General features: G+C 69.7%; 24 protein-coding genes. All 24 read right to left on the minus strand.

The features are described 5' to 3' along the window. Positions 1–2: 2 nt before the first annotated feature. The 24 genes from lgt to pyrR all read right to left on the minus strand — a co-directional run bounded on the left by lgt (position 3) and on the right by pyrR (position 22978). Positions 3–1034 (minus strand): prolipoprotein diacylglyceryl transferase, encoded by a 1032-nt coding sequence (lgt, locus tag ACWAT3_RS01805; RefSeq protein WP_460795392.1) that lies wholly within the window; start codon positions 1032–1034, stop codon positions 3–5. Positions 1035–1044: 10 nt separating this feature from the next. After that, positions 1045–1851, minus strand: a complete 807-nt coding sequence (gene trpA / locus ACWAT3_RS01810; RefSeq protein ID WP_460795393.1) for a tryptophan synthase subunit alpha — start codon at positions 1849–1851, stop codon at positions 1045–1047. After that, a complete protein-coding gene (gene trpB, locus ACWAT3_RS01815) occupies positions 1848–3056 on the minus strand; it encodes a tryptophan synthase subunit beta (RefSeq protein WP_460795395.1) in 1209 nt (402 codons plus the stop codon). The genes trpA and trpB overlap by 4 nt, the downstream gene beginning before the upstream one ends. Further along, positions 3057–3833, minus strand: coding sequence for an indole-3-glycerol phosphate synthase TrpC (gene trpC / locus ACWAT3_RS01820; RefSeq protein WP_460795397.1), 777 nt, complete (start codon positions 3831–3833; stop codon positions 3057–3059). Continuing rightward, positions 3833–4063, minus strand: coding sequence for an HGxxPAAW family protein (locus ACWAT3_RS01825; protein WP_460795399.1), 231 nt, complete (start codon positions 4061–4063; stop codon positions 3833–3835). The genes trpC and ACWAT3_RS01825 overlap by 1 nt, the downstream gene beginning before the upstream one ends. A 44-nt stretch (positions 4064–4107) precedes the next feature. Next, entirely contained in the window at positions 4108–4695 is a 588-nt protein-coding gene (locus tag ACWAT3_RS01830) for a Trp biosynthesis-associated membrane protein (RefSeq protein WP_460795401.1), read from the minus strand. After that, positions 4692–5048, minus strand: a complete 357-nt coding sequence (gene hisI, locus ACWAT3_RS01835) for a phosphoribosyl-AMP cyclohydrolase (RefSeq protein ID WP_460795403.1) — start codon at positions 5046–5048, stop codon at positions 4692–4694. The genes ACWAT3_RS01830 and hisI overlap by 4 nt, the downstream gene beginning before the upstream one ends. Beyond that, positions 5045–5806, minus strand: a complete 762-nt coding sequence (gene hisF, locus ACWAT3_RS01840; RefSeq protein WP_460795405.1) for an imidazole glycerol phosphate synthase subunit HisF — start codon at positions 5804–5806, stop codon at positions 5045–5047. The genes hisI and hisF overlap by 4 nt, the downstream gene beginning before the upstream one ends. Continuing rightward, the gene (hisG, locus tag ACWAT3_RS01845) at positions 5806–6645 is read right to left on the minus strand and encodes an ATP phosphoribosyltransferase (protein WP_460795407.1); all 840 of its coding nucleotides are present in this window, start codon (positions 6643–6645) and stop codon (positions 5806–5808) included. The genes hisF and hisG overlap by 1 nt, the downstream gene beginning before the upstream one ends. A gap of 40 nt (positions 6646–6685) precedes the next feature. Continuing rightward, on the minus strand, positions 6686–6949 hold the full coding sequence (locus ACWAT3_RS01850) for a phosphoribosyl-ATP diphosphatase (RefSeq protein WP_460795409.1): 264 nt from the start codon (positions 6947–6949) through the stop codon (positions 6686–6688). Further along, positions 6946–7629: a ribulose-phosphate 3-epimerase gene (gene rpe, locus ACWAT3_RS01855; protein ID WP_460795411.1), complete on the minus strand. Its 684-nt coding sequence runs from the start codon at positions 7627–7629 to the stop codon at positions 6946–6948. Before rpe ends, ACWAT3_RS01850 begins: the two co-directional genes overlap by 4 nt. Then, entirely contained in the window at positions 7626–9053 is a 1428-nt protein-coding gene (locus ACWAT3_RS01860; RefSeq protein ID WP_460795413.1) for an RsmB/NOP family class I SAM-dependent RNA methyltransferase, read from the minus strand. Before ACWAT3_RS01860 ends, rpe begins: the two co-directional genes overlap by 4 nt. Next, the gene (locus tag ACWAT3_RS01865) at positions 9050–9967 is read right to left on the minus strand and encodes a methionyl-tRNA formyltransferase (protein WP_460795415.1); all 918 of its coding nucleotides are present in this window, start codon (positions 9965–9967) and stop codon (positions 9050–9052) included. Before ACWAT3_RS01865 ends, ACWAT3_RS01860 begins: the two co-directional genes overlap by 4 nt. An 18-nt stretch (positions 9968–9985) precedes the next feature. After that, positions 9986–11953 (minus strand): primosomal protein N' family DNA-binding protein, encoded by a 1968-nt coding sequence (locus ACWAT3_RS01870; RefSeq protein ID WP_460795861.1) that lies wholly within the window; start codon positions 11951–11953, stop codon positions 9986–9988. 8 nt (positions 11954–11961) lie between these two features. Continuing rightward, complete coding sequence (metK, locus tag ACWAT3_RS01875) at positions 11962–13158, minus strand: methionine adenosyltransferase (protein WP_460795416.1); 1197 nt, start codon at positions 13156–13158, stop codon at positions 11962–11964. Between the two features lie 16 nt (positions 13159–13174). After that, positions 13175–13432 carry a DNA-directed RNA polymerase subunit omega gene (gene rpoZ / locus ACWAT3_RS01880; protein WP_120228631.1) on the minus strand — a complete coding sequence of 86 codons (258 nt, stop codon included), beginning with the start codon at positions 13430–13432 and terminating at the stop codon, positions 13175–13177. A gap of 65 nt (positions 13433–13497) precedes the next feature. Beyond that, on the minus strand, positions 13498–14406 hold the full coding sequence (gene gmk / locus ACWAT3_RS01885) for a guanylate kinase (RefSeq protein ID WP_460795418.1): 909 nt from the start codon (positions 14404–14406) through the stop codon (positions 13498–13500). Beyond that, positions 14399–15244, minus strand: a complete 846-nt coding sequence (gene pyrF / locus ACWAT3_RS01890) for an orotidine-5'-phosphate decarboxylase (protein WP_460795420.1) — start codon at positions 15242–15244, stop codon at positions 14399–14401. The genes gmk and pyrF overlap by 8 nt, the downstream gene beginning before the upstream one ends. After that, on the minus strand, positions 15241–18528 hold the full coding sequence (gene carB, locus ACWAT3_RS01895; RefSeq protein ID WP_460795422.1) for a carbamoyl-phosphate synthase large subunit: 3288 nt from the start codon (positions 18526–18528) through the stop codon (positions 15241–15243). Before carB ends, pyrF begins: the two co-directional genes overlap by 4 nt. Further along, positions 18528–19673: a glutamine-hydrolyzing carbamoyl-phosphate synthase small subunit gene (gene carA, locus ACWAT3_RS01900; RefSeq protein ID WP_460795424.1), complete on the minus strand. Its 1146-nt coding sequence runs from the start codon at positions 19671–19673 to the stop codon at positions 18528–18530. Before carA ends, carB begins: the two co-directional genes overlap by 1 nt. Beyond that, entirely contained in the window at positions 19670–20176 is a 507-nt protein-coding gene (locus tag ACWAT3_RS01905) for a PH-like domain-containing protein (RefSeq protein WP_460795426.1), read from the minus strand. Before ACWAT3_RS01905 ends, carA begins: the two co-directional genes overlap by 4 nt. Further along, a complete protein-coding gene (locus tag ACWAT3_RS01910) occupies positions 20173–21489 on the minus strand; it encodes a dihydroorotase (protein ID WP_460795427.1) in 1317 nt (438 codons plus the stop codon). Before ACWAT3_RS01910 ends, ACWAT3_RS01905 begins: the two co-directional genes overlap by 4 nt. Next, a complete protein-coding gene (locus ACWAT3_RS01915; protein ID WP_460795429.1) occupies positions 21486–22451 on the minus strand; it encodes an aspartate carbamoyltransferase catalytic subunit in 966 nt (321 codons plus the stop codon). The genes ACWAT3_RS01910 and ACWAT3_RS01915 overlap by 4 nt, the downstream gene beginning before the upstream one ends. Continuing rightward, entirely contained in the window at positions 22448–22978 is a 531-nt protein-coding gene (pyrR, locus tag ACWAT3_RS01920; protein WP_460795431.1) for a bifunctional pyr operon transcriptional regulator/uracil phosphoribosyltransferase PyrR, read from the minus strand. The genes ACWAT3_RS01915 and pyrR overlap by 4 nt, the downstream gene beginning before the upstream one ends. Positions 22979–23067 lie beyond the last annotated feature (89 nt).

Raw genomic sequence — 23067 nt, forward strand, 5'->3', positions numbered from 1 at the left:
CTTTATCGGGTGCCAGCCCCGTTCGTGGGAGCGGTGCTTGTGGCGGTGGCTCCTGCGGTGACCTCTCCGGCCGGAGGCTCGCTCACGTCGACGAAGTCAGAGGGATTGTCCTGCGATTGTACATCAGCGTCGACATCCTTCCGGCTGTAGCCGGGCTGGTACACCGACGTCTCGCGGCCGGGGTGACGGCGCGTCTGGACGATGAGGATGATGATGCCGACGACGACGCCGAAGATGGCTGCCCAGACGTTGCTGCGCAGGCCGAGGATGATCTCGCTCGGGTCGATCCGGATCGATTCCCAGACGATGCGCCCGGCGCTGTACCAGATGAGGTAGACCGCGAAGAGCCGGCCCCACTGGAAGTAGAGGTTGCGACCGAGCCAGAGCAGGACGAGCACTCCAAGACCGTTCCAGATGACCTCGTAGAGGAACGTCGGGTGGAACAGCGTGCCGTCGGCGAGCCCCGGGGGGAACGCCGCGTTGTCGGACTCGATCTCCAGTCCCCACGGGACGTCGGTCGGCAGACCGAACAGCTCGTGGTTGAACCAGTTGCCGAAGCGGCCGAGCGCCTGAGCGAGCAGCAGGCCGGGCGCCAGTGCGTCCGCGAAGCTCCAGAATCGGATCTTCGCCCAGCGGCAGCCTAGCCATGCGCCGACCGCACCGCCGATGAGCGCGCCGTAGATGGCGATTCCGCCCTCCCAGATCGCCCAGATCGAACCGGGCTGGAAGGGATTCCAGGTGTTGATCCCCTCGCCGAAGTAATCGTTCGGGTGGGTGAACACGTGGTAGAACCGGGCCGCGATGATCGCGAGCGGCACCGCGATGATCACGATGTCGATGACGATCCAGGGCTCGGCGCCGCGCTTCGTGAGGCGGTGGTTGGTCATCAGTGTGGCGACGATGATGCCGGCGATGATGCAGAGCGCGTAGTAGTAGATCGTCGGACCGCCGGGCCACAGCGTGAAAGTGTTCTCGGGCGGGCTCGGGATGCTGGTGAGCACACCGTTCAGGGTGCTGGAGAGCGCGAGGGACATGAGTGCGATTCTAGTTTCTCTGGTCGGAGCGAGCGGACAGCGCCGTACCGGCTGCCAGGGTGCGTGTCGCGGCGGCGAGGCCGTCGATGCCGCCGTCGCGGAGAGCGCGGACGAGGGCCGTGCCGACGATCGCGCCATCCGCGTACTCGAGGACGGCGGCGATCTGCTCGGCGGTGGAGATGCCGATGCCCACGCAGGCGCGGTTGTCGCCGTGTTCGCGGAGACGCCCGACGAGCGTACGAGCGGCCTTGTCGAGCTCGGCGCGCTCCCCCGTGATGCCCATGGTCGACACGGTGTAGATGAAGCCCGTCGACGATGACGACACGAGGTCGAGCCGCTCATCCGTGGACGTCGGAGCGGCGAGGAAGATGCGGTCGAGGCCCGTCCGCCCGCTCGCGGCGATCCAGTCGGCCGCGGACTCCGGGGTGATGTCCGGCGTGATGAGCCCGGCCGCGCCTGCGGCCAGGAGGTCGTCGGCGTAACGGTCGACGCCGTACTGCACGACGGGATTCCAGTAGGTCATGACGACGACGGGAACGTCGGTCGCCGCGGTGATCGCGCGCAGCGCCGTGAAGAGATCCTTCGTGCGGTAGCCGGCCGCCAGCGCGGCCTGCGTGGCCTCCTGGATGAGCGGACCGTCCATCACCGGGTCGCTGTACGGCGGGCCCAGCTCGATGACATCCGCGCCGTTCTCGGCGAGGGTGATCGCCGCTCTGATGCTCGTGTCCAGGTCCGGGTAGCCGACGGGCAGATATCCGACGAAGGCGCCGCGGCCCTGTTCGTTCGCCCGGCGGATGGCGTCCTCGACACGACTCATGCGCCGGGCTCCTCGTCGTACAGGTGGAAGTACTGCGCTGCGGTGTCCATGTCCTTGTCGCCGCGGCCGGACAGGCAGACGGCGATCATGCCGTCCTGGCCGAGCTCCCGCCCGATCCGGATGGCTCCGGCCAGCGCGTGCGCCGATTCGATCGCGGGGATGATGCCTTCGGTCCGGCTCAGCAGCCGCAGCGCCTGCATCGCTTCGTCGTCTGAGGCGGGGATGTACTCTGCCCGGCCGATGTCGGCGAGCCAGGAGTGCTCTGGTCCTACTCCCGGGTAGTCGAGTCCGGCCGAGATCGAATGCGATTCGATGGTCTGGCCGTCCTCGTCCTGGAGCACGTACGTGCGCGCACCGTGCAGCACGCCTGGGCGTCCGCGTTCGATGGATGCCGCATGGCGCGGGGTGTCGACCCCGTCGCCGGCCGCCTCGACGCCATACAGCGCGACGGCCTCATCGTCGAGGAACGCGTCGAACATCCCGATCGCGTTGGATCCGCCGCCGACGCAGGCGACCACGGCATCCGGCAGACGACCCGCCGTGGCCAGCAGCTGCTCGCGCGCCTCTTCGCCGATGATCTTCTGGAAGTCGCGCACCATGGCGGGGAACGGGTGCGGACCGGCCGCGGTGCCGAAGATGTAGTTCGTCGTCTCGACGGTGGCGACCCAGTCGCGGTACGCGTCGTTGATCGCGTCCTTCAGGGTGCGCGACCCGGTCCTGACAGGGACGACCTCTGCCCCCAGCAGGCGCATGCGTGCGACGTTCAGCGCCTGCCGCTCGGTGTCGACCTCGCCCATGTAGATCGTGCAGTCCAGACCGAACAGCGCAGCGGCCGTCGCGGTCGCCACGCCGTGCTGGCCGGCGCCGGTCTCGGCGATCACACGCGTCTTGCCGAGCCGCTTGGTCAGCAGCGCCTGCCCGAGCACGTTGTTGATCTTGTGACTGCCGGTGTGGTTGAGGTCCTCCCGCTTGAGGAAGATCCGTGCTCCCCCGGCGTGCTCGGCGAAGCGCGGAACCTCGGTCAGAGCGGACGGGCGACCGGCGTAGCTGCTGAGCAGCTCAGCCAGCTCGGCGCGGAAGGCCGGATCTGCGATGGCCTGCTCGTAGGCGACGGTCAGTTCGTCGATCGCGGCGATGAGCGACTCCGGCATGTAGCGGCCGCCGAAGTCTCCGAAGAACGGTCCTGGCTGATCACGCAGACTCACTTATCCGACCTCCAGGAAACGATGCAGAGTGGCGACGGGGTCACCGGTGACGAGGGCTTCGCCGATCAGCACGGCATCCGCACCCGCAGCGCGGTAGTGCGCGACATCCTCCGGCGCGAGCACAGCGGACTCGGCGATCTTCGTCGCGCCGTCCGGAATCAGGTGCCCGATCCGGCTGAACAGGGCGCGATCGAGCTCGAGGGTCTTCAGATCGCGGGCGTTGACGCCGATCAGAGGAGCTCCGAGGTCCGCGGCCACGGCGATCTCATCGGCGGAGTGCGTCTCGACCAGCGGGGTCATCCCGAGCTGGGTGATGAGGTCGAAGAGCTCGGCCAGTACGGGCCGTTCGAGGCCGGCGACGATCAGCAGGGCGAGATCCGCACCCGCAGCGCGCGCCTCGAACACCTGGTAAGGCGTAGCGATGAAGTCCTTGCGCAGCACCGGCACGGAGACGCGGTTCGTGACCGCCTCGAGGTCGGCGAGGCTGCCGCCGAAACGGCGCTCCTCGGTCAGCACGCTGATCGCGGAGGCACCGCCGGTCTCGTACAGCGACGCCTGGTGCGCGGGGTCGGGGATCTCGGCGAGAGCACCGCGGGACGGGCTCGCCCGCTTGACCTCGGCGATGATCTTGACGCGGGATGCCGGGGCGAGCGCCGCACGGGCATCCTTCGCGGCCGGACGGGCCAGGGCCGCCTTCTCGACGTCGGCGAGCGGGCGCGTCAGCGCACGACGCTCGGCGTCTTCGACAGCGCCGGCCGTGAGGTCGGCGAGAACCACTAGTGCGCCTTCGGCGAGTACTTGGGGCCCTTCACGCCGTAACCGGCCTTCGCGAGGATCCACCCCAGCAGCGCGCCGATGACGATGATCCCGACCGAGATCCAGACGAACAGGGGCTGTTCGAAGCAGTAGGCGACAGTACCGGCGGCGACACCGACCAGCATGACCACGACAGCGGTCCAGGCGGCAGGCGAGTGTCCGTGGCCGGGGTCTGCGATGGCGTTGCTCATGGGGATTCCTCCGGGTCGGTGATGGGCGTCGTCAGTCTATCGGCTCAGCGCGTCGGGTCGGTTCCGCGGGACAGCTCGTCCCAGGAATCGATCGCGTCGACGGGGCCGGATGCCGGGCTCGCCTCCGCATCAGTGCGAAAGCGCTTGCCGCCCGCCTTCCATTGGCGCGCGGTCACGATCGCGAACACGGCGGCGGCGAGCAGCAGCACCCACCCGACCAGCGCCACGGACGGCCAGGCGGTCGTCTGCACGGAGTCGACCAGGTCTGCGATGCCGGCGTCGCCGGCGAGTCCCGTCACCTCGGTGACGGTGGCGGCCACGGCGCTCAGCGGATGGTTCAGCAGCAGGTCGAGGGTGGACCAGCCCAGCAGTACGGCGATCGACGCGCCCAGCACGGCCAGGATGTAGCGCAGCACCGGCCCGACGATCGCGAGCACCGCCGCCAGCGCCAGCACAGCCAGGCTGAGCGGCGTGAGCAGCGGAAGCGCCTGGGAACCGGTCACGAGGATCGGCTCCGCAGCGTCGTGCCGCGTGGCGATGAGCCAGGTCTGCGTCGCCGAAAGCACCCCGATTCCCCCGGCGGCGAGGAACCCGAGGACGGCGATGGATCGTCCGCGTGCGGCTGCGGTCATGCGTCCGCCGCCGGAGCGGCCTCCAGATCGGTCGTGTCGAAGCACGTGCGGGTGCCGGTGTGGCAGGCCGGGCCGTTCTGATGCACCTGGAGCAGGATGGCGTCGCCGTCGCAGTCCAGACGCGCGCCGTGGACGAGCTGGGTGTTGCCGGAGGTGTCGCCCTTGCGCCAGTACTCCTGACGCGACCGGGACCAGTAGGTCGCGCGGCCCTCCGTGAGCGTCCGCCGCAGCGCCTCGGCATCCATCCACGCGAGCATGAGCACTTCGAGCGTGTCCCACTGCTGCACGATGACGGGTGCGAGGCCGTCGGCGTTGAACGCGACCTGGGCGATGCGCTCCTCGATACGAGTCACCGGACCAGCACCCCCTCGGCGCGCAGCGCCTCTTTGACATCGCCCACCGTGAGCGCCCCGGTGTGGAACACGCTCGCTGCGAGGACGGCATCCGCTCCGGCTTTGATCGCCGGTGCGAAGTCGGATGCCCTGCCCGCACCGCCGGAGGCGATGACCGGAACCGATGCGACCTCGCGCATGAGGCGCACGAGTTCGAGGTCGAATCCGTCGCGCGTTCCGTCGGCGTCGATCGAGTTCACGAGCAGCTCGCCGGCGCCGCGTTCGGTCGCCTCGCGCGCCCAGTCGAGCGCATCCAATGCGGTCTCGCTGCGGCCGCCGTGCGTGGTGACGACGAAGCCCGATTCGGTGCCTGCCGCGCGCTTGACGTCGAGCGAGAGCACGAGGACCTGCGCACCGAAGCGGTCGGCGATCTCGCCGAGCAGGGCGGGGCGGGCGATCGCTGCGGAGTTCACGCCGACCTTGTCCGCTCCGACGGAGAGCAGGCGCGCGACGTCGTCGACGCTGCGCACTCCCCCGCCGACCGTCAGCGGAACGAAGACCTGCTCGGCGGTGCGCTGCACGACGTCGTAGGTTGTTGCACGCTCGTCGACGGTGGCCGTGACATCCAGGAAGGTGATCTCATCCGCACCCTGCGCGGCGTAGTGCGCCGCGAGTTCGACCGGGTCGCCCATGTCGCGCAGGTTCTCGAAGTTCACTCCCTTGACGACGCGACCAGCGGCCACGTCGAGGCATGGGATGACCCTGCTCGCGAGAGCCATCAGAGCCTCGCGGCGTGGATCGCGGTGACCAGCAGCGCGCGCGCCCCCAGCGCATAGAGGGCATCCATCACCTGGTTGACGCCCTTGCGCGGGATCATCACGCGCACCGCGACCCAGCTGGGGTCCTTCAGCGGCGAGATGGTCGGCGATTCGCGACCCGGGGTGATGGCGACGGCCTGGTCGACGAGGTCGGCCGGCAGGTCGTAGTCCAGCAGCACGTACCGGCGCGCGACGATCACGCCGCGCAGACGCCGCAGGAGGGTCTCGGTGCCATCGGCATCCCCCGGCCGGCTGATCAGCACGGCCTCGGACTCGATGATGACGGGGCCGAAGATCTCGAGCCCTGCCTGGCGCAGCGTCGTCCCGGTCTCCACGACGTCGGCGATGGCATCCGCGACTCCGAGCCGGACGGCGGATTCGACGGCACCATCGAGCGGCACGAGCTCGGCCTCGACGCCGTGTTCGCGCAGATAGGCATCCACGAGACCCGGGTACGCGGACGCGACCCGGACGCCGGCGAGATCCCCGATGCTCGAGAACGCCCCTGGGGGCGCCGCGAAGCGGAACGTGGAGTGCGCGAAGCCGAGCGCCTGGATCTCGCGCGCCTGCTGGGGAACGTCCCGCAGCAGGTCGCGACCGGTGATGCCGACGTCCAGCGCGCCCGAGGCGACGTAGGTCGCGATGTCGCGCGGACGGAGGAAGAAGAATTCGACGTCGTTGTCGGCGTCGATGACGTGCAGGGTCTTGGAGTCGCGGCGACCGGCGTAACCGGCCTCGGCGAGCATCTCAGCGGCCGTTTCGGACAGCGAACCCTTGTTGGGAACAGCGATGCGCAGCATGGGGGTCTTTCAGTTCAGGAGAGCGACAGGGCGGAGCGCATCAGAGATGTCGGTACACGTCCTGGAGGCTCAGCCCCTTGGCGATCATCATGACCTGCAGGTGGTAGAGCAGCTGCGAGATCTCCTCGGCAGCGGCATCGTCGGACTCGTACTCCGCGGCCATCCAGACCTCGGCGGCCTCTTCGACGATCTTCTTTCCGATGGTGTGCACTCCGGCATCGAGCTCCGCGACGGTGCCAGACCCTTCAGGACGGGTCTCTGCCTTGGTACGGAGCTCGGCGAACAGCTCGTCGAAAGTCTTCACGATCCCAGGCTAGCCGCTCGCGCGAGGTCCCTCAGCCCGATGACGGCCGCTTCGACGTTCTCGGCGCCGTACACAGCGGAACCGGCGACGAACGTGTCGGCCCCGGCCGCTGCCGCCTGCTCGATCGTGGCAGCGGAGATTCCGCCGTCCACCTGGAACCAGACGTTCGATCCGCGACGCCGAGCCTCGTCGGCGAGTGCACGCAGCTTCGGCATCGTCTCGGGCATGAAGCCCTGGCCGCCGAACCCGGGCTCGACCGTCATCACGAGGATCTGATCGAACTCGTCGAGGATCTCGTAGAGGGCCTCGCCCGACGTCCCCGGCTTGATGGCCACGCCGGCGCGGGCACCGATGCTGCGCAGCCGGCGTGCGAGCGCGATCGGCTCGTGCGCCGCCTCGAGGTGGAATGTCACGCTCGCAGCGCCCAGCTCGGCGTACCCCGGTGCCCACAGATCGGGATCGCTGATCATCAGGTGAACATCGAGCGGCACCGGACTCGTCGCCTGGATGCGCTCGACCATCTGCGGGCCGAATGTGAGGTTGGGGACGAAATGGTTGTCCATGACGTCGACGTGCACGAAGTCGGCTGTCGCGATACGGGCGAGTTCGGCCTGCATGTTCACGAAGTCGGCCGCGAGGATGCTGGGGTTGATGCGCGGTGCGTCGGGCAGCGTGGTCATCGGGATCCCTTCTCGGTGCGCTGGAGCAGCGCGAGGAACATGGCGTCGGTGCCGTGGCGATGCGGCCACAGCTGGACACGGCCTGAGCCGTCGGAGGCGAGGTCGATCGGAGAGCGGCTCAGCTGCGCGATCACGGCGCGCGCGTCGAGCTCGACGAGATCAGTGCGGCCGCGCAGGACCTCGGACACCACACCGGTGGTCTCGGCGAGATGCGGTGAGCACGTCACATACGCGACGATGCCGCCCGGACGGAGCGCATCGGCCGCAGCGTCGAGCAGCTCGGCCTGGAGCCCGGTGAGATCGGCGACGTCCGCCGGCGTCTTGCGCCAGCGCGCCTCCGGGCGGCGACGGAGAGCGCCGAGGCCGGTGCAGGGCGCGTCGACGAGGATCCGATCGAACTCCCCTGGGCGGGCGGAGGCCAGAGCACGACCGTCCTCCTCATGCACCGGGACGTCGCCGGGGATCGGACGGAGCGCCTTGCGCACGAGGCCGGCACGGGCCGGAATGACCTCGTTCGCCTCGAGCCGGGCGCCGTGCATGTGCGCGATCGCTGCGAGCAGGGCCGTCTTGCCCCCCGGGCCGGCGCACAGGTCGAGCCAGCGTTCGCCCTCGTCGATCGGGGTCACCGCGGTGAGAGCCAGGGCGACGAGCTGAGAGCCTTCGTCCTGCACGCGTACCGCGCCTGCGGCATCTCCGAGATAGCGGTGCGGGTCGCCGCCTGGCGCGCCGAAGGCGGTCGGGGCGTAGGGGCGCCGCGGGTCCGAGGGCTGGGCCAGGCCAGGGAGTGCGGCCAGCGTCACCTCGGGCGAGACGTTGTCGGACTCCAGGAGCGCTTCGAGTTCGTCCGCGCGATCCTCAGCGGTCAGTGCGCGACGCAGCGCTCGGATCACCCAGACCGGATGCGCGGTCTGCAGCCCGAGGCGCTCATCGTCGGAGCGCGCACCGGCCGCGATCCTCTCGTCCCACTCCCCCGGTGTGTCGCGCGCGATCCGCCGCAGCACCGCGTTGGCGAATCCGGCAGCGCCCCGGCTGTGGGCGGCGGCGAGGTTCACCGACTCGTTGACGGCCGCGTGCGAGGCGACGCGGGTGGCGAGAAGCTGGTGCGCGCCGAGGCGCAGCGCGTCGAGCACTGGTGCATCGATCTCGGCGGCATCCCGGCCGGCGGCCGACGAGATGATCGCGTCATAGGTGCCCCGCCGCCGCAGCGTGCCGTAGGTGAGCTCGGTCGCGAGCCCGGCATCCTGCGGGGAGAGCCCCGCGTCGGTGATCGCGCCTGGGAGCAGCAGATTGGCGTACGCGTCGGACTCGCTCACGGCACGGATCACGTCGTATGCGACACGACGAGCGGCCTGCACGGTGCGATCAGGACGCGCATTGCCACCGGGGCGGGAGGGACGACGGGACGAACGCTGCTGACCGCTCATGATCCGGCCACCGCGCCCTCGCCCTCTCGGCGGCCCCGCCACCAGTCGGCGGCCGCCATCGCGGCCTTGCCCGCCGGCTGCACGCGCGTGACGGCGAGCGGCGACGTCGCGGTTCCGATGAGCACGGCGTTCTTGGTCCCGTGCATGACGCCGGGCGCGAGAGGGGTGTCGTCGCCCGGTTCGGCCGCCAGGATCTTCAGCCGCGCTCCGTCGACGCTCGTGTGCGCGCCTGGCTCGCCCGTGACACCTCGGAACCGCGCGTACACCTCGTCCAACGGCTTCGTGAAGTCGAGCAGCCCGTCCTCGAGCGTCAGCTTGGCCGCCAGGGTGACCGTGCCGGTCTGCGGCTGCGCCTGAGCGGATCCCTCCGCGATCGCGTCGACCACCTCGACGGTCAGCGGCGCACCTGCCGCAGCCAGAGTCTCGAGTGCGATGTCGGCCGTGGCGTCAGCGGGCACGTCGAACACGCGTGCCGCGTAGACGTCGCCGGCGTCCAGCGCCTCGACGAGCTGGAAGACGCTCGCGCCGAGTTCGGCGTCGCCGGCGATCAGCGCGCGTTGCACCGGCGCGGCGCCGCGCCAGGCGGGAAGCAGCGAGAAATGCAGGTTGATCCAGCCGTGCACAGGCGTCGAGAGCAGCGGTTCCCTGACGAGTCCGCCGTACGCGACGATGACGCCCAGCTCGGGTTGCACGGCGGCGATCCGTTCGGTCGCCTCGGCATCCAGCCGCGCGGCCTTGATGACGGGCAGACCGAGCTCCTCCGCCGCGAGGGCGACCGGCGACGGCGTGAGAATCCGCTTCCGGCCCAGGGGTGCATCAGGGCGGGTGACGACCGCCGCGATCTCATGACGGGCGGCCAGGAGCCGCAGGGTGGGGACGGCGACAGCGGGTGTGCCGGCGAAGACGAGGCGCATGAAGGTTCTCCGGTGGGATCAGATCTCAGGTTCGAGGATATCGAGCCGCAGTGCGAGAGAGGCCCTGGTCGGCCGTCCCTTGCCGCGTCGGCGCTGCACGCCATCGGCGATCGTCTGCGCGCGCAGAGTGGTCGCGACGGCAGTCCCCGCGCCGTAGTCGAAGCGGATGAGCGCACGCACGCGCCCGTCGTCTTCGTCGGCCAGCGGTACAGGACCGAGTACCGCCTCGGCGGGGAGCCCGAGCGCGCGGACGGCCTCGATCGCCGACCGCACCGATGCCGAGGTGCCCTCGACCTGGGCGACGCGCACGGTCGGCGGCATGTGCAGGGGTGCGCGTGTCTCGAGCTCGCTGCGGGCGTAGCCGGCATGATTCCAGGTCGCCAGCGCCATGGCCGCCGGTCCCTGGATGCCGACGAGATGCACGGGCGCGCCTGGAGCGGCCAGTGCCGCCGCGTTCGACCACCAGCGCAGGCAGGACTCGCCGATCCGCAGATCCGGCGCCTGCAGCATCCGTGCACCGTCGAGCAGGATCACGGCGCGGTACCCGCCGTCGGCGAGTGGTTCGGCTCCGCGAGTCGCCACGACGAGGCTCGGCTTGTCGTCGACGCGCGTGATCGGATGTGTTCCGTCCGCCACGATGACGCGGATGCCGGGGAACGCGCGACCGAGCTCATCGGCGGTCCGCTCGCTGCCGGACGACGCCAGGCGCAGCCGCGTGGATGAGCACTCGGGGCAGGTCCAGGTCCGCGCCGCGCGGCCGCACCAGCCGCACACCGGCACGGCGCCGCGGTTGCGGGCCCCGAGCGGTCCGGCGCACTGCGGGCAGCGGGCGGGGCGACGGCAGTCGGCGCACACCAGCGACGGAGCGAATCCGGGGCGGGCCACCTGGACGAGGACCGGCCCTTCCGCTGCGGCATCCCGAGCCGACCGGAACGCGCTGGACGGCATGCGCGCCGCACCCTGTTCGAGCTCCTGCGGAGTGCTCAGCTGCACGCGCGGCAGCACGCGTCTCGTCGCCCGGACGTCCTGGAGCCAGCCGAGCTGGACGAGACGCTCGACATCGGTGGTGCGGGTGTGCCCGGCGAAGAGGAGCGCGCTGCCCTCCTGCTCCTGCCGCAGCAGCGCGGCGTCTCGCGCGTGCACATACGGGGCGAGCGGCTCGGAGAGCAGCGGATCGCCGTCGTCCCAGACGATCACGAGACCTGCGCGCGCCGGCGAGTACACCGCGGAGCGGTTGCCGATCACGACGCACGGCGCGTCTTCGAGGGTCCGCAGGAACGCCCGGTAGCGATCGGGATTCGACTGACGCGCATCGTGGCGCACGATCGCCTCAGTCGGGAGGAAGGCCTCGAGCGCGGTGATCGCCTGATCGAGGTCCCGATGGTCGGGGACGACGACCACGGTGGAGCGCCCGGCGGCCAGCGTGCGCACGGCGGCCGCGGCGACGAGAGCCGTCCAGCCGGGGAGCCCCTGGTCGAGAACCGGGATCGCCTCGACGGAGGCCCGCCCTGCGTCGTCGAGGACTTCGCCGAGCCCGTCGTAGCGGTCGATCACGGCGGACGCGCTCTCGAGCACCTCCGGCGAGGGCACCGGTGTCTCGGCATCCGCCGTCCAGGCCTTCTCGACCCGCACCTGCCGTTTCGGGATCACCAGGCGCAGGATGTCGGATGCCGAGCCGGCGGCGCGATCGGCGGTGCGCCGCGCGAGCCGGTATACGGCATCGGTCAGGACGGGAACCGACGAGACGACGCTGTCGACCTCGGACAGCGGGCGGTCCGCGTCGCTCTCGACGTCGATCTCGACGACGTACCCGTCGACGACGCGCCCTGCGGTCCGCAACGGGACCTTGACCCTGATGCCCGGCACGACCTCCCCCAGCTGCTCGGGGAGCGCGTAGTCGAACAGCCTGTCCAGCTGCGGCAGCGGCGAGTCCAGGAGAACGCGCGCGACGCGCCGCCCTTCGACAGGCTCGGGGAGCGTGGACAGGACGTGCCTCAGACGCCGGCGGCGCGGCGCAGCTGCTCGGCGCGGTCTGTCCGCTCCCACGTGAAGTCGGGCAGCTCGCGACCGAAGTGCCCGTACGCGGCGGTCTGCGCGTAGATCGGGCGCAGCAGGTCGAGCTCCTCGATGATGGCCTGCGGGCGCAGGTCGAACACCTCGGTGATCGCCCGCGTGATCACGTCGTCGGCGACACGGCCGGTGCCGAACGTCTCGACGTACAGGCCGACCGGCCGCGCGACGCCGATCGCGTACGCCACCTGCACCTCGATCCGATCCGCGAGTCCGGCGGCGACGGCGTTCTTCGCGACCCAGCGCATCGCATAGGCGCCGGAGCGGTCGACCTTGGACGGGTCCTTCCCGCTGAACGCACCACCGCCGTGACGGGCGGCGCCGCCGTAGGTGTCGATGATGATCTTGCGACCGGTGAGACCGGCATCCCCCTTGGGCCCGCCCGTGACGAACGGGCCGGCAGGGTTGATGTAGTACGTGAGGTCCGACGGAATGTCGAGTCCGGTCGACGCGAGAACGGGATCGATGACGTGCTCGCGGACCTGCGACTGCAGGTCCTCCTGGGAGATGTCGGGGTGATGCTGGGTCGAGACGACCACGGCATCCACCGTCTTCGGCGTGAAGCCGTCGTAGCCGAGTGTGACCTGCGTCTTGCCGTCCGGGCGCAGGAACGGCAGCAGCCCGGACCGGCGGACCTCGGTGAGGCGCTCCGCGATCCGGTGCGCCGTCCAGCCGGCCATCGGCATGAGCTGCGGCGTCTCGTTGGTCGCGAAGCCGAACATGATGCCCTGATCGCCGGCGCCGAGCGCGTCACGCGCGTCCGTCGAGCTGCCGTCTCGATGCTCCTGCGCCTGGTCCACGCCGTGCGCGATGTCACTGGACTGCTCCCCGACGGACACGCTCACACCGCACGACGAGCCGTCGAAGCCGGTGTCGCTCGAGGTGTACCCGATCCCGTTGACGACGTCGCGGACGATCGTGGGGATGTCGGCGTACGCCTCGGTGCGGATCTCACCGGCGACGTGGACGAGGCCGGTCGTGACGAGGGTCTCGACGGCGACGCGGGAGCCGGTGTCCTGGGAGATCAGACTGTCGAGGATGCTGTCCGAGATCTGGTCGCAGATCTTGTCGGGGTGGCCCTCGGTGACGGATTCGGACGTGAACAGACGCAGTGCGGTCATGAAGGCTGTCGCGCTCTTACTCGGCGTGACGGATGCGCAGCTTGTCCTCGTTGATCTCGTGGAGCGCGATCGTGAGGGGCTTGTCCTCGACGGACGAGTCCACGAGCGGGCCGACGTTGTCGAAGAGGTTGCCCTCGTGCAGATCGGAGTAGTAGTCGTTGATCTGACGTGCACGCTTGGACGCGTAGATGACCAGCTCGTACTTCGACTCGACGCGGTCGAGCAGGTTGTCGATGGGCGGGTCGATGATTCCGTTGGTGTGGTGTCCGGCCATGGTGGGACCTCCAGATCAGGCGACGGGATCGTCGCGAAGTCGAATCGGCGGGCGCGCGATATCGGTCAGCGCGCAGTCGCCTCAGACAATTCTACGACCTCGCGGGCCGCCGAGGAGACATCCTCGTTCACGATGAGGTAATCGAACTCGCTCTGAGCGGCCAGTTCCACCTTCGCCGTGCGCAGTCGTCTGGCGCGCTCCTCCTCGTTCTCGGTGCCGCGGCCGACGAGCCGTTGCACGAGTTCGTCCCAGGACGGCGGGAGCAGGAAGATCAGCGTCGCGGACGGTTCGGCCGCCCTGACCTGGCGCGCGCCCTGCAGATCGATCTCGAGCAGGACGGTCTTTCCTGCGGCCAGAGCGGCGTCGATCGGAGCGCGCGGCGTGCCGTAGCGGCTCTTGTTGTGCACGACCGCGTACTCGAGCAGCTCGCCGTCGGCGATCAGCCGATCGAATTCGGCATCGTCGACGAAGTAGTAGTGCACGCCGTCGATCTCGCCGGGCCGAGCGGGCCTCGTCGTCGCCGAGACCGACAGATGGATCTCCGGATGCGCCTCGCGGATGTGCGCGGCGACCGTGCCCTTGCCCACCGCCGTGGGGCCGGCGAGCACGAGCAGACGACTGCGCCCTGCGCGCGGAGTGTGCGGGGGAAAGCGCTCGTCGAGCCAGGCGGCGAGGACTTCGCGCTGACGGATGCCGAGCCCACCGAGCCTCTTCACGGGAGAGATGTGCAGCTCTTCGAGAACGCGGTCCTTCTTGCCGACGCCGATCGCCGGCAGCGCCATCAGGAAGTCGGTGACCCGGAACGACCCGGGCACGGAATCCGGGTCGGCGATCGCTTCTTCCAGCACCCGCTGCGGGGCCGCGACCCGAGTGGTCAGGTCGCGCTTGAGGGCGGCGCGCGCTCGGCGTCGTTCCACCGCGCGGCGTGCGGCGGCGACGCGGTCGACGTCGGGGACGGTGCGCTGCTCAGTCACGGAGCGCCCTCCGATACGACTCGGCCGCGCTGTCGATCGCGTCCGCGACGCCCTCAGGACCGGCGGAGAGGATGCTGCGGCTCTCGCTCGCCAGCACGAGCTCGGCCTGCGCACCGTAGCGCGCGCGAAGGTCTGCAGGACCCGCCCCCTGAGCGCCGAATCCCGGTCCGAGGATCGGTGCCTCAGGGGTGAACGCGGAAAGACCGGCATCCGCCCAGTCGACGGTCGACCCGATGACGAAGCCGTTGCTCCCCCACTCGCCGGTCGGCGTCACGGCGGCGTTGCGCGCGGACACGGCCGCGATCACGGCGGCGGAGACGGTGCGTCCGTCCGCGTCGATCGAGCGCTGGACAGGCGCCGCGTCCGGATTGCTGGTCGCGACGAGCACGAACGTGCCCTTGCCGTGCGCAGCAGCCAGCGCGAACGTGCTGTCCAGCGCACCGACGCCCAGGAACGGGTTGACGGTGAGCGCGTCGGCCTCGAGTGGCGAGCCCGGCGTGAACCAGGCTTCGGCATAGGCGTCCATGGTGGTGCCGATGTCGCCGCGCTTGGCGTCCGCGATCACGAGCAGACCGGCCGTGCGCGCGGCGGCGAGCACGTCCTCGAGAGCGGCGATGCCGGGAGAGCCGAAGCGTTCGAAGAACGACACCTGGGGCTTCACGACGCCGGCACGGCCTCGCGCGGCCTCGACCGCGCGGAGACCGAACTCGCGAACGCCGTCACCGCTCTGCGGCAGGCCCCAGGCATCCAGCAGAGCGGCGTGGGGGTCGATCCCCACGCACAGCGGGCCGTACTGGGCCAGCGCCGCCCTGGTGCGCTCTCCGAAGCTCGTCGTCACAGCGCGTTCTTCCTGTCGATCGCATACTCCTGCAGGCTCTTGACCTCGAAGCCCTCGTCCGCGGCATCCATTCCGCTGACGGCGGCGCCCAGCACTGCCATGGTCGTGAACAGCGCCTTGTCGGCGGCGACCGCCGCGGCACGGATCTCGTAGCCGTCTGCGCGCGCCGCTCCCCCGGACGGGGTGTTCACGACGATGTCGATCTCACCGTCGTTGATCAGGTCGACGATGTTGCGGCCTCCGCTGTCCTGCGTCTCGCTGTACTTCGCGACGACGGTCACCGGGATGCCGTTGCGCGAGAGGATCTCGGCCGTGCCCTCGGTCGCGACGAGCGTGAACCCGAGCTGGTGGAGGCGGTGCGCCGGCAGGATCACGGCGCGCTTGTCGGCATCGGCGACCGAGATGAACACGGTGCCAGAGGTCGGCAGACCGCCGTAGGCCGCGGCCTGGCTCTTCGCGAACGCGGTCGGGAAGTCCTTGTCGATGCCCATGACCTCGCCGGTGGAGCGCATCTCAGGGCCCAGGACGGAGTCGACGGTTCGTCCGTCGCGGGTGCGGAAGCGCTTGAACGGCAGCACAGCCTCCTTGACGGCGACCGGTGCGTCCAGCGGCACCTGCGAGCCATCCTGGACGGGCAGCATGCCCTCGTTCTTCAGCTCGTCGATCGTCGCGCCGACCATGATGCGGCTCGCCGCCTTGGCGAGCGGGATGCCCAGCGCCTTCGAGACGAACGGCACCGTGCGGCTTGCACGAGGGTTGGCCTCGATGACGTAGAGCACGCCGGCACTGATCGCGAACTGCACGTTGAGCAGGCCGCGCACGCCGACGCCTTCGGCGATCGCGAGCGTCGCCTTGCGCACGCGATCGATGTCGCTGCGTCCGAGGGACACCGGCGGCAGGGTGCAGCTCGAGTCGCCGGAGTGGATGCCGGCCTCCTCGAGGTGCTCCATGACGCCGCCGACGTACAGCTCGTGACCGTCGTACAGCGCATCGACGTCGAGCTCGATCGCGTCATCGAGGAAGCGGTCGACCAGCAGCGGCTTGCCCTGCTCGATGACGACCTCGCCTGCGGTGCGCACGAAGTAGTCGCGGAGGCTCGCGGTGTCGTAGACGATCTCCATGCCGCGACCGCCGAGCACGAAGCTCGGACGCACCAGCACCGGGTAGCCGATCTCTTCGGCGATGACGACCGCGCCGTCGGCGTCGGTGGCCGTGCCGTGGCGTGGCGCCACGAGCTCGGCGTTGTCCAGCAGTTGCGAGAACAGCTCGCGCTCCTCGGCGATGTCGATCGCCGCGGGGCTCGTGCCCAGCACGGTGTAGCCGGCTGCCTCGATGCCCTTCGCGAGACCCAGGGGGGTCTGGCCGCCGAGCTGGCACACGACGCCGAGAATGGTGCCGCTGGCGGCCTCGGCATCCAGCACCTCGAGAACGTCCTCGAGCGTGAGTGGCTCGAAGTAGAGCCGGTCACTCGTGTCGTAGTCCGTCGAGACGGTCTCGGGGTTGCAGTTGACCATGATCGTCTCGTATCCGGCATCCGACAGCGCGAAGGATGCGTGCACGCACGAGTAGTCGAACTCGACGCCCTGGCCGATGCGGTTCGGGCCGGAGCCGATGATGACGACCTTGGTCCGCTCGGACGGGGCCACCTCGGTCTCGAAGTCGTAGCTCGAGTAGTGGTACGGCGTGAGGGCGGGGAACTCGCCGGCGCAGGTGTCGACCGTCTTGTACACCGGGCGGATGCCGAGACCGTGGCGGACGCCGCGGACCTCAGCCTCAGAGTCGCCGCGGAGCTCAGCGATCTGCGCGTCCGAGAAGCCGTGCTCCTTGGCGTAGCGGAGCGTCTCGGCATCCAGCTCCGCCGCGGTGCGCACGACCTCGGCGACCTCGTTGATCAGGACGATCTGGTCGAGGAACCAGGGATCGATCGCGGTGGCCTCGAACGCCTGCTCGACCGTCGCACCCTTGCGCAGCGCCTGCTGCACGGTGACGATGCGACCGTCGGTCGGGGTCTGGGAGATCTCGAGGAGCTCCGCGACGCTCCGGTCCTCGGCGCCCCAGTGGAAGCTGGAACCGCGCTTCTCGAGCGAGCGGAGCGCCTTCTGCAGCGCCGTGGCGTAGTTGCGGCCGATCGCCATCGCCTCGCCCACCGACTTCATGGTCGTCGTGAGGGTCGGGTCGGCGGCAGGGAACTTCTCGAACGCGAAGCGCGGCACCTTCACGACGACGTAGTCGAGCGTGGGCTCGAAGCTCGCGGGCGTCACACCGGTGATGTCGTTCGGGATCTCATCCAGGCGGTAGCCGAGCGCCAGCTTGGCTGCCAGCTTCGCGATCGGGAAGCCGGTGGCCTTCGAGGCCAGCGCGCTCGAGCGCGACACCCGCGGGTTCATCTCGATGACGATGATGCGCCCGTTCGACGGGTCCACCGCGAACTGGATGTTGCAGCCGCCGGTGTCCACGCCGACCGCGCGGATGATGTCGATGCCGATGTCGCGCAGCTTCTGGTACTCACGGTCGGTGAGGGTCAGCGCCGGGGCGACCGTGATGGAGTCACCGGTGTGCACGCCGACCGGGTCGACGTTCTCGATCGAGCAGACGACAACGGTGTTGTCGGCCGTGTCGCGCATGAGCTCGAGCTCGTACTCCTTCCAACCGAGGATGGACTCCTCCAGGAGCACCTCGTTGGTGGGCGAGTCGTGCAGGCCGGCGCCGCCGATGCGGCGCAGATCGGCCTCGTCGTACGCGAAGCCTGACCCGAGGCCGCCCATGGTGAAGCTCGGGCGGACGACGAGCGGGTAGCCGAGCTGTTCCGCGCCGGCGATCAGCTCGTCCATGGTGTGGCAGATGACGGATGCCGCGACATCCGCCCCGGCATCCAGGACGAGCTGCTTGAAGATCTGGCGGTCCTCGCCCTTCTTGATGGCGTCGACCTTCGCGCCGATCAGCTCGACGTCGTACTTGGCGAGGATGCCGCGCTCGTCGAGGGCCATGGCGGCGTTCAGGGCCGTCTGGCCGCCGAGCGTCGGCAAGATGGCATCCGGGCGCTCCTTGGCGATGATCGTCTCGATCACCTCGGGGGTGATCGGCTCGATGTACGTCGCGTCCGCGAAGTCGGGGTCGGTCATGATCGTCGCCGGGTTGGAGTTGACGAGGATGACGCGGACGCCCTCTTCGCGCAGCACGCGGCAGGCCTGGGTGCCGGAGTAGTCGAACTCGCAGGCCTGACCGATGACGATCGGGCCGGAGCCGATGACGAGGACGGAGGTGATGTCGTCGCGCTTGGGCATTACTCGGAGTCCTTCTTGGTTGCGATGACGAGGTCGCGGAAGCGATCGAAGAGGTAGTTGGCGTCGTGCGGTCCGGCCGCGGCCTCCGGGTGGTACTGCACCGAGAAGGCCGGGATGTCGAGGGCGCGCAGGCCCTCCACGACGTTGTCGTTGAGACCCACGTGGCTGACCTCGACGGTGCCGTAGCCCGCGGGGCTCGCAAACGTGCCCTCGATGGGGGCGTCGACCGCGAAGCCGTGGTTGTGGGCCGTGATCTCCACCTTGCCGGTGGACTTGTCGCGCACCGGCTGGTTGATGCCGCGGTGTCCGAACGGCAGCTTGTACGTGCCGAGACCGAGCGCACGGCCGAACAGCTGGTTGCCGAAGCAGATGCCGAAGTAGGGCAGCTTCGCGTCGAGGACCTCGCGGAGCACGGCGACCTGGGAATCGGAGGCTGCGGGGTCACCGGGACCGTTCGAGTAGAACACCGCCACCGGATCGATGGCCTGGATGTCTGCGAACGTCGACGACTGCGGCAGCACGTGCACGTCGAAGCCCCGCGCGGCGAGGTTGTCGAGGGTGGCCTGCTTGACGCCGAGGTCGAGAACGGCGAGGTTGCCGATGCGCTCCCCCACTGCGGGCGTCACCTCTGCGACCTCGACCGAGACCTGAGCGGAAAGGTTCTGGCCGGCCATCTGCGGCGCCTCCTGCACGATGCGCAGCTGCTCCTCTGCATCCAGGCCGGCGGCGTCTCCCGAGAAGATACCGCCGCGCATGGAACCGGCGGAGCGAATGTGGCGGGTGATCGCGCGGGTGTCGACGCCGCTGATGCCGACGATGCCGTCGCGTTCGAGCGTGTCGTCGAGCGAGCTCTTCGCGCGCCAGTTCGACACGACGCGCGAGGGGTCGCGCACGATGTATCCGGCGACCCAGATCCGACGGGACTCGGTGTCCTCATCGTTCATGCCCGTGTTGCCGATGTGCGGCGCGGTCTGCAGAACGATCTGGCCCGCGTAGGAGGGATCGGTGAGCGTCTCCTGGTAGCCGGACATGCCGGTGGCGAAGACGACCTCGCCGAGGGTCGTGCCCCGGGCGCCGTATGCGCGGCCGCGGTGGCGTGATCCGTCTTCGAGGACGAGGACGGCCGGTTCGGGAAGGTGAGTCATGAGGTGGCTCCCGTCTTGGGGGCCGCGATGAGCGGCCGCAGTTCGGAGATGAGGTGCGCCGGGTCGCCGGTGGCGACGCGGAGGTAGGAGTCGACCGGGTGGGCGTCGGCGACGTCCCACACGATCTTGATCAAGCCGCCCGGTTCGACGACCCGGTCGATGGTGACGGTCGCGCTGTCGACGGCCTGGAGTCGGCTGCGGCTCAGGAACACGGTCGGTGCGCCGTCCAGGCACAGGGCGACACCGCGGTCCGTCACCGCGAGCTCGCCGCGGGCGCGATACGCGAGCGGCGAGATCGTGAGGCGCTCGAGCGGCTCGTCATGCCTGGTCGTCGAGACGTACAGGACTTCGTAGCGGGCGTGCACCTCGGCGTGCTCGGGAACTCCGAGCGGAGCGGACAGCCCGGCATCCCTGCGCAGGCGCCGACGCCAGGCGAAGAACATCGCCAGCAGGATGCCGAGCGCGACGAGCCCGGTGACGAGGAACAGGAGCTCCCTGGTCACTTCGACGCGCTCCGCTCGTTCAGCCCTTCGACCAGGATGCCGTCGGCGACGGTCGCGCGGCCGCGGTGGATCGTCCACTGCACGCGTCCTGGCAGCTCGCGGCCGAGGTACGGCGAGTTCGTGCTCCGACCGTGCAGGTCGGCTTCGGTGAACACGCCGGGGACGGACGGGTCGTACACGGTGACGTTGGCCGGCGCGCCGACCTCGAGCGTGCCGAAGCCGTCCAGGCGGCCGATGCGTGCCGGGTTCGCGCTCATGACCCGCGCGACATCGGCCCAGTCGAGCAGTCCGGTCTCGACCATCGACTGGTGGACGACGCGCAGGGCGCTCTCAAGCCCCACCATGCCGTTGGCCGCCGCCTGCCACTCGCAGGCCTTGTTCTCACTGGGGTGCGGTGCGTGGTCGGTCGCGACGATGTCGATCGTGCCGTCGGCCAGCCCCTCGCGCACGGCGAGGACGTCCTCTTCGCGGCGCAGCGGAGGGTTGACCTTGTAGCGCGCGTCGTAGCCGCGCACCAGTTCGTCGGTCAGCAGAAGGTGGTGCGGAGTGACCTCAGCGGTGACCGCGATCCCGCGCTTCTTGGCCCAGCGGATGATGTCGACAGAGCCGGCGGTGGAGAGGTGGCAGACGTGCAGGCGGGATCCGACGTGCTCGGCGAGCAGGACGTCGCGCGCGATGATCGACTCCTCGGCCACGGCCGGCCAGCCGGCGAGACCGAGCTCGGCCGACACGGTGCCCTCGTTCATCTGGGCGCCCTCGGTCAGCCGGGGATCCTGCGCGTGCTGCGCGATCACGCCGCCGAAGCTCTTCACGTACTCGAGCGCGCGGCGCATGATCAGCGAGTCCCAGACGCAGAAGCCGTCGTCGCTGAACACGCGCACCTGGGCACGGGAGGAGGCCATCGCACCGAGTTCGGCGAGGCGTTCGCCCTTCTGCCCGACCGTCACCGCGCCGATCGGCTGCACGGTGGCGTAGCCCGCCGCTTCGCCGAGCGCGAGTTCCTGCTCGACGACACCGGCCGAGTCGGCGACCGGCGACGTGTTGGGCATCGCGAACACCGCGGTGAATCCGCCCGCGGCGGCGGCGCGGGTTCCGGAGAGCACCGTCTCGGATGCCTCGTAGCCCGGCTCGCGCAGATGCGTGTGCAGGTCGACCAGGCCGGGGAGCGCGACGAGGCCGGCGGCATCGACCTTCTGCGCACCGGCGCGGCTGAGGCCGGAGCCGATCTCGGCGATGACGCCGTTCTCGATCACGATGTCGGCGCTGTCGCGCCCGAGCAGCTGGACGCCTTCGATGACGAGGGTCTGGCTCATTTCACTTCCCCTCGTTCGTCTTCGCGTTCTCCTGCCAGCAGCAGGTAGAGCACGGCCATTCGCACCGAGACGCCGTTCGTGACCTGCTCCAGCACGGTGGAGCGAGGCGAATCGGCTGCCTCGGAGGAGATCTCCAGGCCCCGGTTCATCGGGCCAGGGTGCATCACAATGCTACCGTCCGGGAGGCCTGCTGCGCGCACTGCGTCGAGCCCCCAGCGTCGGGAATACTCCCGCTCACTGGGGAAATACGCAGCACTCATGCGCTCCAGCTGGATGCGCAGCATCATCACGGCATCCGGGCCGTCAGCCAGCGCCTCGTCGAGGTCGTACCGGACCTGCACCGGCCAGAGCGAGACGTTCTGCGGGATCAGGGTCGGCGGGGTCACGAGCGTGACCTCGGCACCGAGCGTTGTCAGCAGCCAGACGTTCGATCGCGCGACCCGCGAATGCAGCACGTCGCCGACGATCACGACGCGGATGCCGGACAGATCGCGCCCGCGGCTGTCGGCGCCGAACCGGCGCTTGCGGATCGTGAAGGCGTCCAGCAGCGCCTGCGTCGGGTGCTCGTGCGTCCCATCGCCCGCATTCACGACGCCGGCGCTGATCCAGCCGCTCGTGGCGAGCGTCCGCGGGGCGCCGGAGGCCCCGTGGCGGATGACAACGGCATCCGCGCCCATCGCCTGCAGCGTCTGGGCCGTGTCCTTCAGGCTCTCGCCCTTCGAGACGCTGGATCCCTTCGCAGCGAAGTTGATGACGTCGGCCGACAGGCGCTTGGCCGCTGCCTCGAACGAGATGCGCGTGCGGGTCGAGTCCTCGAAGAAGAGGTTCACGACCGTCTTGCCGCGCAGCGTCGGGAGCTTCTTGACCTCGCGCGACTGCGTGTCCGACATGTCTTCGGCGACATCGAGGATGCGCAGCGCCGTCTCCCGGTCGAGCGTCTGGGTGTCGAGCAGGTGCCTCATGCTTCGATCGTCACCTCTTCAGCGCCGTCGTACTCGAACAGGCGCACGTTCACGCGCTCCTGGCGGGACGACGGGATGTTCTTGCCGACGAAGTCCGGCCGGATCGGCAGTTCGCGGTGGCCGCGATCGACGAGGATCGCGAGTCGCACGACCGACGGACGGCCGATCGACTGGATCGCGTCCAGCGCCGCGCGGATGCTTCGGCCGGAGAACAGCACGTCGTCGACGAGCACGACCGTCTTCCCGTCGATGCCGCCCGCCGGGATCTCGGTCGGCCGCGGCGAGCGGGTCGGGTGCTTGGCGAGGTCATCCCGGAACAGGGTGACATCGAGCGCGCCGACCGGGACAGGCTGCTGCGAGATGTCGCTGATGAGGGCGCCGAGTCGTTCGGAGAGGGCGACGCCGCGAGTGGGGATTCCCAGGAGGACCAGATCGGTCGCTCCACGATTGGATTCCAGGATCTCGTGGGCGATGCGGGTCAGTGCCCGCGAGATATCGGCTTGCTGCAGCACGGTGCGCGTGCTCATCCGCCGCTCCCTTCTCCGCCTCACAGGACGGTGTTAAAGGTTGCTCAGTGGTTCCAGTCTAGCGGGTGTCGTCGGCACCTCCGTCTGGC

The sequence above is a fragment of the Microbacterium sp. GXF0217 genome (assembly GCF_054798195.1).

Bases quoted from the DNA above. Each gene is read 5' to 3' on its own strand.
- lgt (WP_460795392.1), bottom strand. From the start codon at position 1,034: ATGTCCCTCGCGCTCTCCAGCACCCTGAACGGTGTGCTCACCAGCATC.
- trpA (WP_460795393.1), bottom strand. From the start codon at position 1,851: ATGAGTCGTGTCGAGGACGCCATCCGCCGGGCGAACGAACAGGGCCGC.
- ACWAT3_RS01825 (WP_460795399.1), bottom strand. From the start codon at position 4,063: ATGAGCAACGCCATCGCAGACCCCGGCCACGGACACTCGCCTGCCGCC.
- ACWAT3_RS01830 (WP_460795401.1), bottom strand. From the start codon at position 4,695: ATGACCGCAGCCGCACGCGGACGATCCATCGCCGTCCTCGGGTTCCTC.
- hisF (WP_460795405.1), bottom strand. From the start codon at position 5,806: ATGGCTCTCGCGAGCAGGGTCATCCCATGCCTCGACGTGGCCGCTGGT.
- hisG (WP_460795407.1), bottom strand. From the start codon at position 6,645: ATGCTGCGCATCGCTGTTCCCAACAAGGGTTCGCTGTCCGAAACGGCC.
- rpe (WP_460795411.1), bottom strand. From the start codon at position 7,629: ATGACCACGCTGCCCGACGCACCGCGCATCAACCCCAGCATCCTCGCG.
- ACWAT3_RS01860 (WP_460795413.1), bottom strand. From the start codon at position 9,053: ATGAGCGGTCAGCAGCGTTCGTCCCGTCGTCCCTCCCGCCCCGGTGGC.
- ACWAT3_RS01865 (WP_460795415.1), bottom strand. From the start codon at position 9,967: ATGCGCCTCGTCTTCGCCGGCACACCCGCTGTCGCCGTCCCCACCCTG.
- metK (WP_460795416.1), bottom strand. From the start codon at position 13,158: ATGACCGCACTGCGTCTGTTCACGTCCGAATCCGTCACCGAGGGCCAC.
- rpoZ (WP_120228631.1), bottom strand. From the start codon at position 13,432: ATGGCCGGACACCACACCAACGGAATCATCGACCCGCCCATCGACAAC.
- carB (WP_460795422.1), bottom strand. From the start codon at position 18,528: ATGCCCAAGCGCGACGACATCACCTCCGTCCTCGTCATCGGCTCCGGC.
- carA (WP_460795424.1), bottom strand. From the start codon at position 19,673: ATGACTCACCTTCCCGAACCGGCCGTCCTCGTCCTCGAAGACGGATCA.
- ACWAT3_RS01910 (WP_460795427.1), bottom strand. From the start codon at position 21,489: ATGAGCCAGACCCTCGTCATCGAAGGCGTCCAGCTGCTCGGGCGCGAC.
- ACWAT3_RS01915 (WP_460795429.1), bottom strand. From the start codon at position 22,451: ATGAGGCACCTGCTCGACACCCAGACGCTCGACCGGGAGACGGCGCTG.
- pyrR (WP_460795431.1), bottom strand. From the start codon at position 22,978: ATGAGCACGCGCACCGTGCTGCAGCAAGCCGATATCTCGCGGGCACTG.